Origin of the sequence: Streptomyces sodiiphilus, from assembly GCF_039529215.1 — a bacterium.
GTDB classification, from domain to species: domain Bacteria; phylum Actinomycetota; class Actinomycetes; order Streptomycetales; family Streptomycetaceae; genus Streptomyces; species Streptomyces sodiiphilus.
On sequence record NZ_BAAAMJ010000033.1, the window covers coordinates 1 to 9,113 of the forward strand.

Annotated in this window: 8 protein-coding genes and 1 pseudogene; 2 read left to right on the top strand and 7 right to left on the bottom strand. The window is 73.7% G+C overall.

All coding sequences use genetic code 11. From position 1 onward, the window contains the following. The 6 genes and pseudogenes from ABD299_RS17015 to ABD299_RS17040 form a co-directional block, all read right to left on the bottom strand. The coding region (locus ABD299_RS17015) for a hypothetical protein (protein ID WP_344263289.1) at nt 1-1,132 on the bottom strand (1,132 nt) is incomplete at its 3' end. Between the two features lie 41 nt (nt 1,133-1,173). Beyond that, nucleotides 1,174-1,563: a hypothetical protein gene (locus ABD299_RS17020; RefSeq protein WP_344263291.1), complete on the bottom strand. Its 390-nt coding sequence runs from the start codon at nt 1,561-1,563 to the stop codon at nt 1,174-1,176. Between the two features lie 27 nt (nt 1,564-1,590). Further along, a complete protein-coding gene (locus tag ABD299_RS17025) occupies nt 1,591-1,896 on the bottom strand; it encodes a hypothetical protein (protein WP_344263293.1) in 306 nt (101 codons plus the stop codon). Nucleotides 1,897-1,963: 67 nt separating this feature from the next. Continuing rightward, nucleotides 1,964-2,311 carry a WXG100 family type VII secretion target gene (locus ABD299_RS17030; RefSeq protein ID WP_344263295.1) on the bottom strand — a complete coding sequence of 116 codons (348 nt, stop codon included), beginning with the start codon at nt 2,309-2,311 and terminating at the stop codon, nt 1,964-1,966. Between the two features lie 142 nt (nt 2,312-2,453). Beyond that, nucleotides 2,454-4,349 (bottom strand): tetratricopeptide repeat protein, encoded by a 1,896-nt coding sequence (locus ABD299_RS17035; protein WP_486388914.1) that lies wholly within the window; start codon nt 4,347-4,349, stop codon nt 2,454-2,456. 347 nt (nt 4,350-4,696) lie between these two features. Then, nucleotides 4,697-5,281 (bottom strand): annotated as a pseudogene (locus ABD299_RS17040) (AfsR/SARP family transcriptional regulator); the annotation flags it as partial. A 486-nt stretch (nt 5,282-5,767) separates the two neighbouring features. On the opposite strand from ABD299_RS17040, the gene wrbA reads away from it, so the two are divergent. Together wrbA and ABD299_RS17050 are read left to right on the top strand one after the other, a co-directional pair. Further along, nucleotides 5,768-6,388 carry an NAD(P)H:quinone oxidoreductase gene (gene wrbA / locus ABD299_RS17045; protein ID WP_344263299.1) on the top strand — a complete coding sequence of 207 codons (621 nt, stop codon included), beginning with the start codon at nt 5,768-5,770 and terminating at the stop codon, nt 6,386-6,388. A gap of 246 nt (nt 6,389-6,634) precedes the next feature. Then, nucleotides 6,635-7,597, top strand: coding sequence for a pirin family protein (locus ABD299_RS17050; protein ID WP_344263301.1), 963 nt, complete (start codon nt 6,635-6,637; stop codon nt 7,595-7,597). Between the two features lie 141 nt (nt 7,598-7,738). Here the strand turns inward: ABD299_RS17050 and ABD299_RS17055 are convergent, their stop codons facing one another. Further along, on the bottom strand, nt 7,739-9,049 hold the full coding sequence (locus ABD299_RS17055; RefSeq protein WP_344263303.1) for a CE1 family esterase: 1,311 nt from the start codon (nt 9,047-9,049) through the stop codon (nt 7,739-7,741). Nucleotides 9,050-9,113: the final 64 nt, after the last annotated feature.

Here is a 9,113-nt window from a genome sequence, read left to right on the forward strand (position 1 = left end):
CGCCGCGGCCGGGCTGGGCACCGGCCCCGGTGCGCCGGCCGTCGGCGGAGGACCCGGGCGGCGGAGTGAACGGACGGCCGCCCTGGGCCGCCTCGTTCAGCGCGAACCGGGTGGCGACACCGGCCCGGTGGCCGAGATTGCGCGTGGCCTGCTGCATCATCTGGCCGCGCGCCGGGCCGGCGTGCTGCACGCTCGGCGGCATCACGCCCCCGTAGAGCCCGGCCAGCCCGCCGCCGGCACCGACGACGGCGCCGCCCGCGATACCGGCCACCGCCCCCGGGCCGGCGCCCAGGCCGGACAGCCTGCTCGCGTACTCGGTGACCTCCCCGAACGGGCGGCCGGTGACCGGATCGATCCAGCGCCCTGTCACCGGATCGAACTCCCTGCCGGTGGCCGGGTCTGTCAGGAAGCCCGTGTTGGGGCTGACCACCCAGCCGGCGAAGTCCCCCTGCTCCGGGCCCAGTACATGCCCGTACGGGTAGTCGCCGGGCCCTACCAGACTGCCGTTGGGGGCCACGAAGCCCGCCGTCGCCACGGCCCCGCCCCCGGCCACCGGCGCAACCCCTCGGCCGCCGGCGGCCGGGGCGGCGACGAAGCCGCCCCCGGACGCCCCGCCCCCGCCGCCCCCCGTTGCGGCGGGCGCGTCCCCTCCGATGACCAGGGCGAACTCCTCCCCCAGCGCCTCGAGCGTCTCGCGGGCCTCCTCGAGCAGCCGCCGTTTGGCGATCTCACCGTTGTCCGCGACGCTCAGCGCCACCGGCCCGTCCAGCACCGCCATCCGCTCCGCGACGTCCCCCCTGACCTCGTGGTAGCGGCCCCTGAGCTCCTCGGCCGTCTCGGAGGACTGTGCCGACTTCGAGGCGGCACGCACCAGTTGCTCGGCGATCTGCTGCGCGACCGCGCCCGCGCCCTCCGTCCAGCCCCTCGCCTCCTCGATCCGGTCGGCCAGCTCCAGCAGCCCCACCCCGCGCTCCGCCTCGACGTTGGCGGCGACTCCCCCCAGAGCGCCGCTCTCGCCGTGGGCGGCCCGCACCATCAGCAGCCAGGCGCCCGCCGCCGCGGCCATCCGGAAATGCTGAGCACTGATGATCTTCCGAATCGTCTCGGTGAACTCGTCGTCCGTCGCGGACATGTTCGTGCGTCCTTCTCCCCCCGCCCCGTGGGCCGGGCTGTTCAGTCCCCGGCCCCGGGGTGGACATAGGGGCCCGGCTGGTCGTTCAGGCGCGCCTCGAACGACAGGAACGGGTCGTAGCCGCCGGCCGTCAGCGCCCCTCTGGCCTCCCCGTCGGCATCGACGGCGATGCCCGACGCGGTGTGGGCACCGGCCGCGATGTCCCGCACGCCGACCCCCGCACGCTCCAGCTCGGTGAGCAGGGTCAGCGCGGCCGACTCCAGGGCCGCCGAGGCCGCCTCCGCGTTCGGCACGTCTCCGAACATCGACCGGTCGGAGGCGATCCGCGCGATCGCCTGCTTCATGACGTTCAGCCCGTCACGGTCCTCCAGGCCGCTCCCGGCGTCGTCCAGCGCGCCGGTGTTCATCAGGACGTCGCCGTCCTCGCTCATCTCTCCCCCTCGGGCCCGCCACCCGTGTCAGGCGCCGCGGGCGGCGCGCACCATGGCGGCCCCGCCTTCGTTGCCGATGCTCTGGACGGCCCCCATCGCGTTGTTCTGCCCGGTCACGCTCTCGTCGAACGCCCCGGACTCCCGTCGGAACTGGGCGTCCCGCTCGCTGAGCGCCTCCCCGATGGCCGCGTCCACCTGGCCCTGCTCCACCAGGGCCAGCAGTTGGGTGTGGACGCTGTCCCAGATGTCGCGGTAGGCCTCCTGCTGACCGCTGGTGGAGCTCTGGATGGCCCCCAGTGCCTCGTTGCCGAACCGGATGGTTCCGTCGGACATGATCCCCTCGCTTCTCGTCCGCTCCGTCCCGGTGACGGAGCCCGGCTGCGCAACCGCCGCCGACCCCTCAGATGGCCTGCGCGATGCCCAGGTCCGCCGGTGCCGCGGCGCCGGTGCCGGCCCGGTTGACGGCCGCCTGGGCCTCGATGTCGGTCTCACGACCGGTCTGCGAGGTCAGCCCCACATCCCGCGAGAGACCGTCGAGCGCGTCGGCCAGCGCCCGCCCGGCCCGGCCCAGGTCCTCGTAGGTCTCCATCGCCCGGGCCGAACCCGACCCCCGGTAGGCCGACATGACGCTGCCGCTGTGCCCCCCGATGCCGAGCGCGACCTCCTCCATGTCGGTGTAGGCCTGGCCGATGATGCCCTGGACCCTTTCGAGCTCCTCCGGGCTGAGTTTGATCTCGTCCGTGCTCATGGTTCCCCTCGTTCTCCCGGCTGAGGCCGTGCCGGAGCCTGCCCCCGCACCGCAGCGCTGGGCTGCCGCCCTCACCGGTCACGGTAGGAGAAGGGGGTAGCGGCGGCGTATCGGTCGCGTAGCGCCGGGCGGGCGGCCCGTATCAGCGCCCGCCGCCGCCCGTGCCGTGTGCGCGCCGCCGGGTGCGCTCGCGGTGGTCGAAGTCCTCCAGGATCGCCCGGGCCGCCGTCTCCTCCGCCCGGGCCCGCTCCTCGCGGCCCAGGCCGCGCCAGGCCGCCGCCAGCGACATCCGCTGCTCGGCGACGGTGTAGGGGTCGAAGGGCTGCTCCGCGGCGTGTTCCAGGCTCCGCCGCGCCCAGTGCGCGGCCTCCTCGAACTCCTTGCGGGCCAGGTGGTATTCGGCCAGCACACCGGCGGCCTTGGTGTGCTCGTAGGGCAGGTGGGCGGTGGCCGCGTAGTTGCCGGTCAGCAGCCGGTGCGCCGTCTCCAGGCCGCCCAGCAGCAGGTGGCAGCGCGCGAGGTTGTTGACGATGCTGACCCGGATCTCCTCGAAGCCCAGGGACTCTGCCTCGGCCAGGGCCTGTCCGGCCACGTCCACGGCCTCGGTCAGCTTCCCGGCCGACCCCAGGCACGGCACGATGTTGTGCAACTGCCTTACGGCCTGCAGCGGTTCCCCGAGGGAGCGGTACAGCTCCACGGCCTCCTCCAGCAGTTTCGCCCCCCGCAGGCCCTCACCCTGTTGTCCGAGGGACTTGCCCGTCATGCCCAGGGCCACCGCCCGGGCGAAGACGTCGCCGCGCCGACGGCCCACCGTGAGGGCGAGATCGCACAGCCGCTGCTGGGCGTGCCAGCTCAGCCGCCTGCCGAAGTAGGTGTCCAGCGCCCAGATGCTCTCCGGCGCGAAGGACGACAGCGGCTTCCCGGCCAGCTCGTCGCCGGTGTCGTAGCGGGGGTCGGACAGCTGCGCGGCCAGCAGGACGACGTCGTCCACGGCGTCGTCCGCCCACCGCAGGGCCTCCTCGCCGTCGGTGAAGGAACGACCCTGCGGGAAGCGGGCGATGCCTTCGCGGGAGCGGCTGCGGAAGCACTCGGGTACGGCCAGCGGCTCGTTCACCCGGTACATCGACCCCAGGTACCAGCGGGCCAGGTCCGCCACCCGGCCGTTGGTGCGGGGTTCGGGAAGCCGGGACGCCTGCCGGGCGGCGGCTGCCCGCACCAGGTCGTGCAGTGTGTAGGTTCCCGGCCGGGGACTTGTGGTGAGCTGGGCGTCCGTCAGGCGTTCCAGGGCGTGGGCGGCCTCTCGTGGTGTGCAGCCGGTCACCGCCGCTGCGGAATCAGGGCTGTAGGACCGCACGGTCGCCGCCCCCAGCAGCGGGAACATGGCGGCGGCCAGCCGGCCGGCCGGGTCGGCGCCGGCCGCCAGCTGGTCGATGGTCACCGTGAGACTGGCCCGCAGGTCCACGTCCGGGGCCGTGAGTTCGTCCATCCTGCTCCGCTCGTCGCGCAGCACGGCGTTCCAGTCGGCGACGCGCCACTGCGGGCGGGACGCCATCCGGTGGGCGAGGATCCGCAAGGCCAGCGGCAGGTGGCCGCACAGCGCGGCCAGTTCCTCCCACTCCTCGCGCGATCCGCGCTCGGCGGAGCCCGGGGCCACCGTGCGCACCAGGGCGATCGACTCGGCGGGAGCCAGTGTCCCGATGTGCAGGTGATGGGCGCCGCCGAGGCCGGTGAGCACCGTGCGGCCGGTGACCAGGGCGGCCGAGCCGGCCTCCGTGGGCAGCAGGTCGCGGACCTGCGCGGAGTCCAGGGCGTTGTCGAGCAGCACCAGGACCTTCCTGCCGCGCAGGCGTTCGCGGTACACGGCGGCGGCCCGGGGCGGGTCGCGGGGTATGTCCTGGCGGGGGAGGCCCAGGGCGCTCAGCAGCAGGCGGAGCGCGTCGGCCGTCTCCAGGGGTGGGCTGCCAGGGTCCGCCCCGCGCAGGTCGGCGTAGAGCAGGCCGTCCGGGAAACGGTCGGCGGCGTCATGCGCGGCACGCACCGCGAGTGTCGACTTGCCAACTCCGCCGGGGCCGTCCAGCAGGCACACCACCGGAGCCGTGCCCGCACCACCGAGCCAGTCGCGGACGCGGGCGAGCTCCGCCGCGCGAGCGACGAACGTGCCGATGGCGGGCGGAAATCCGGGGAGCGCGGCGGGCTCCGCCCACCGGTCGTCGCGGGCGCCGTGCGGCAAGCCCTCCTGAGGGGCGCTCGCGTCCGGGTCAGCGTCCGGACGCCGCCCGCCGGGCCGGTCCGCGGCANGGGTGCGGCCAGCCGGGGATCATCGCGCAGGATCGCCTGTTCCAGGGCGCGCAGCTCGCTGCCCGGTTCGATGCCCAGCTCCCCGACCAGGGTGTCGCGCGCCGCCCGGTATGCCGCCAGAGCCTCCGCGGTGCGCCCGCAGCGGTGCAGGGCGAGCATCAGCTGCCGGGTGAATCCTTCCCGCAGCGGATGCTCGTGGGCGGTGGCCGACAGTTCACCGGCGACCGCCGCGTGCGCCCCCAGCGCCAGCTTGAGCTCGAAGAGCTCCTCGATGGCCGACAGCCGCAGTTCCTCCAGCCGGGGCTGCTCGGCGGCGCGCAGCGGGCAGTCGGCGACGTCCGACAGTGGCGTCCCGCGCCACAGCCGCATCGCGCTGTCGAGCACCCGCGCCGCGTCCGCCGGTGCCCGGGGCGCCAGTTCGCGCGAGCGCTGGAGGGCCGCGCGGAACCGGCCGATGTCGGTCTCCTCCTGCCCGGCGTCCAGCCGGTATCCGCCGGAGGCGGTGACGAGCGGGGCCACCGGTACCGCCTTGCGCAGCCGCATGACGTAGTTGCGCAGCGTGGTGCGGGCGCTGACGGGCGCCGGGTCGCCCCACAGCCGACAGGCCAGTTCCTCGGCGGGCACCACCTGGCCGGGCCGAAGGGCTAGCGCGGCCAGGGTGGCGCGGAGCATCGGCGCACTCACCGGGAACGGCGTGCCGTCGTCCGCGGAGACGTCGAGCGGACCGAGAAGCCGGATGTCCAAGAGGTCCCCCTGCTGCCAAAGGCGCGCGCCGAAGGGCGGGCCGTCCCCACGCCTGCCGGTCAGCCCACCTTACTGTCCGCCCCCGGTAGCTCAGCGTGGCACCCGGGAGGCCGCCCGGCCACGCACAGGCAGCGGCGCGTGCGCAGGGCACCGGCCCGGGCCCTCGTGTTTCGCGGAGAAGAGGGCTCGGATCCGCTGTCCGATGCGGCGTCCCGGAGAGATGGACCCTGCGTCCTCGTCCAGTCCGCCAGGCGGGGGCCGTCGCCGGTGGGGAGAGTCGGGACGCACCAGAAATGGTTGAACGTTATACTAGAACCCGAACCCCCCTCCCGCACACAGGGAATAAGCGTGCCGGGCAATTGGTTGAACGTTCAACCAGAACCTGCGGCACCTACCGCATCGGAGACAGCAGCCGTGAGCACCAACGTCAAGATCGCCGTCATCTACTACTCCTCCACCGGCACCATCGCCGAGATGGCCAAGGAGATCAGCCAGGCCGCGGCGAAGGCCGGCGCCGAGGTCCGCCTCCTCAAGGCCGCCGAGCTCGCCCCGCAGGCGGCGATCGACTCCAACCCGGCCTGGGCCGCGAACGCCGCCGCCACGGCCGACATCCCGGAGGCAACCCCGGAGGACATGGAGTGGGCAGATGCGGTGATCTTCGGCTCACCCACCCGCTACGGCAACATCGCCAGCCAGCTGAAGCAGTTCATCGACACCCTCGGTGGCCTGTGGGCCGAGGGCCGCCTCGCCGACAAGGTCTACAGCGGCTTCACCTCCTCGGCCACCGCCCACGGCGGCCAGGAGTCCACCCTGCTGGCGCTGTACAACACCGTCCACCACTTCGGCGGCATCCTGGTGGCCCCCGGCTACACCGACCCGTCCAAGTTCGCCGACGGCAACCCCTACGGCACCTCCCACATCGACGCCCAGGGACAAAACCCCGTCGACGACACCACCCGCACCGCCGCGCGCGTCCAGGCCGAGCGCGTCGTGAAGATCACCTCTGCCCTCAAGGCCGGTCTCGCCACCGGCTGACACGGGCACGCGACGGAACCCCCCATGGCCCGGCGCGCCTGCCTCACCACGACGTGCGGCAGGCGCGCCCCCGCGTGCGGGCGCCCGGACGGGCGGTGCGGCTCCCCGTGCCTTTAGCCGGGCACGCAGCCGGGTACCTGCACTCCCCCGTCGCGACGGAAACGGCGTCCGGGCCGGACGCCGGGCCCGAGGCGCGGGAGGCCACCGCCGGTGTGCCTGCGCAGAGACGGAAACGAGGAGATCCTGATGAGCGGACCGGTCAGCACGATCGACGCGCCCCCCGGAGAGACCGATACCGGTCATCCCACCGCGCCGTGCGTGGAGGTGAGCGACAGCCGGGAAGCCACGGTGGGACGCTTCCGGGTGCGCCGCGCGCTGCCGCGCCGCGGGCGGCGCCTGATCGGCGCCTGGTGCTTCGCCGACCACATGGGCCCGGCCGATGTCACCGAGAACAGCGGACTGGACATCGGCCCCCACCCCCACATCGGTCTGCAGACCGTCACCTGGCTCACCGACGGGCAGGTGCTCCACCGTGACAGCGTCGGCTCCGAGCAGGTCATCAAGCCCGGCCAGCTCAACCTGATGACCTCCGGCGACGGCGTCTCCCACGCCGAGGAGGCCACCGGCCACTACCGCGGCACCCTGGAGGGCATCCAGCTGTGGATCGCCCTCCCCGACGCCACCCGGCGCGGCCCCGCCGCCTTCGAGCACCACGCCGAGCTGCCGCGCACCGATCTCGACGCGGGTGCGGGCGCTGCGACCGTGCTGGTCGGGGAGTTCGCCGGCATCGTCAGCCCGGCCCGCCACGACACCCCGCTGACCGGTGCCGAACTCGACCTCCGGACCTCCGCCACCGTGCCGCTGCGCTCAGGCTTCGAGTACGGCCTGATCGTGCTGGAAGGGGCCGTCACCGTGCACGGCAGGACCCTTCGCCCCGGCAGGCTCGGCTATCTCGGCGAGGGGCGCGACGAACTCCACCTGGAGGTGCGCGAGCCGGCCCGGGCCATCCTGATCGGCGGCGAACCGTTCGAGGAGCCGATCCTGATGTGGTGGAACTTCGTGGGGCGGACGGCCGACGACATCATCGCCGCCCGCGCCGACTGGGAGGAGGGCCGCCGCTTCGGCACTGTCGAGGGCGGCTACTGCCCGCCCCTGGCCGCCCCGGCTCTGCCCGGTCTCCCCCTCAAGCCCCGGGGCCGCACTCACTGAACCCGCGGGCGCTCCCCCTGGCCGGTCAGCTCCGCGCGAGCGGCCGGGGACACACGGCTGCCAGCCCCTGCCTCATGCCCCGCCCGCGTCCTCCGGGCCGGCAGCCGGCCCCCTTGCGAGGGCCGGTTGCCGGCGTGTCCGTCACGCGGAGGTGCAGGGGCTGCCGTTGAGTGTGAACCCGGACGGGGCGGGGTTGCCGCCGCCCGTCGTGCCGATGAAGCCGACGGTGACGGAGCCGCCGGCCGGGATGGTGCGCGTGTAGTCCACCGGGACGACACTGACCGTGCCCCCGTTCGAGGTGGGCGTCCCGCCCCACATCTGGGTGATGGTCTGGCCGCCGCTGAACGTGAAGGCCAGGGTCCAGTCGCTGACGGCGGAGGTGCCGGTGTTGCGGATGGCGATCTCTCCCTGGAAACCGTTGCCCCAGTCGCCCACGACCCGGTACCCCACGGCGCAGGTGCCGGGGTCGCCCGGGTCACCCGGGTCACCGGGGTCACCGGGGTCGCCCGGGTCACCGGGGTCACCGGCGAACTGGGTGAAGAAGGCCCAGGTCTCCGCGGGGAGCCAGGTGCGGGAGCCGCTGTTCCCCGGGGCCCCGTCCTGGGGCGCGGGGATGTGGCCCCCGTCGAACGCCGCCCACACCACCGGGTGCCCGTCCGAGCATCCCGAGTAGGTGGTGGTGACATGGGTCAGGCTGCCCCGGGCGGGCTCCGGAGCGTTCTGGGGCGTGCAGCCGTTGTTCTGCACGAACCTGTCGCGCAGTGACCTTCCGTTGGCAATGGTGGCGACGTCGTCGCTGACGCCGTGCGCCGCGAAGTAGGCGACCGGCCGGGTGCCTCCGCTGCACCCGCTGACCTGCCCGGGGGCTCCGTACGCCGCGACGGCGCGGAACACGTCCGGCCGGGCACACGCGAGCGCGAAGCTCATGGATCCGCCGTAGCTGAAGCCGAGGGCGAAGCGCTGCGACGTGTCGACACAGAGATCCTGCTCGATGACACCGCGTATGTCGTCGACGAAGCTCACGTCCCGGCCGCCGGTGTCCGGCCAGGCGTTGTCGATGCCCTGGGGTGCGACGAAGATGGTGCTGTCACCGGCCAGACGCTGGAGTCCGTAGTAGGCCCAGGTGCCGCGTTCCACGGTCTGGCCCGTGGCGACGTCCTGTGCGGTGCCGTGCCACCAGTGGAAGCCGAGGACCAGCCGGTACGGACGGGTATTGTCGTAATTATCGGGGATGTCCAGGATGAAGGTGCGGTCCTGTCCACCACTCCGGATCGTATGGGTACCGTCCCGCAGGGTGGGGGCCTTGCCGCATCCGGCGGTCACCGCTGCGGTTCCGGTTTCCGCGCGCGGCGCGTTCCCGCCGGGGTCACTGCCGGCCGCCGTGCCGCTCGTGACCAGGGCCAGCAGCGCGGCGATAGCGACGGGCAGCAGGAAGAACCTGCGCTTCGCCATCGCACGCCTCCCTCGGCCGGTTGTTGTCGACATCTGCTTCTCCTTCGTGGGGGGGGGGGGGGGG

What these genes read in the sequence shown, in the direction of transcription:
- ABD299_RS17020 (WP_344263291.1), bottom strand. Translation starts at nt 1,563, where the DNA reads ATGAGCGAGGACGGCGACGTCCTGATGAACACCGGCGCGCTGGACGAC.
- ABD299_RS17025 (WP_344263293.1), bottom strand. Translation starts at nt 1,896, where the DNA reads ATGTCCGACGGAACCATCCGGTTCGGCAACGAGGCACTGGGGGCCATC.
- ABD299_RS17030 (WP_344263295.1), bottom strand. Translation starts at nt 2,311, where the DNA reads ATGAGCACGGACGAGATCAAACTCAGCCCGGAGGAGCTCGAAAGGGTC.
- ABD299_RS17050 (WP_344263301.1), top strand. Translation starts at nt 6,635, where the DNA reads ATGAGCGGACCGGTCAGCACGATCGACGCGCCCCCCGGAGAGACCGAT.
- ABD299_RS17055 (WP_344263303.1), bottom strand. Translation starts at nt 9,049, where the DNA reads ATGGCGAAGCGCAGGTTCTTCCTGCTGCCCGTCGCTATCGCCGCGCTG.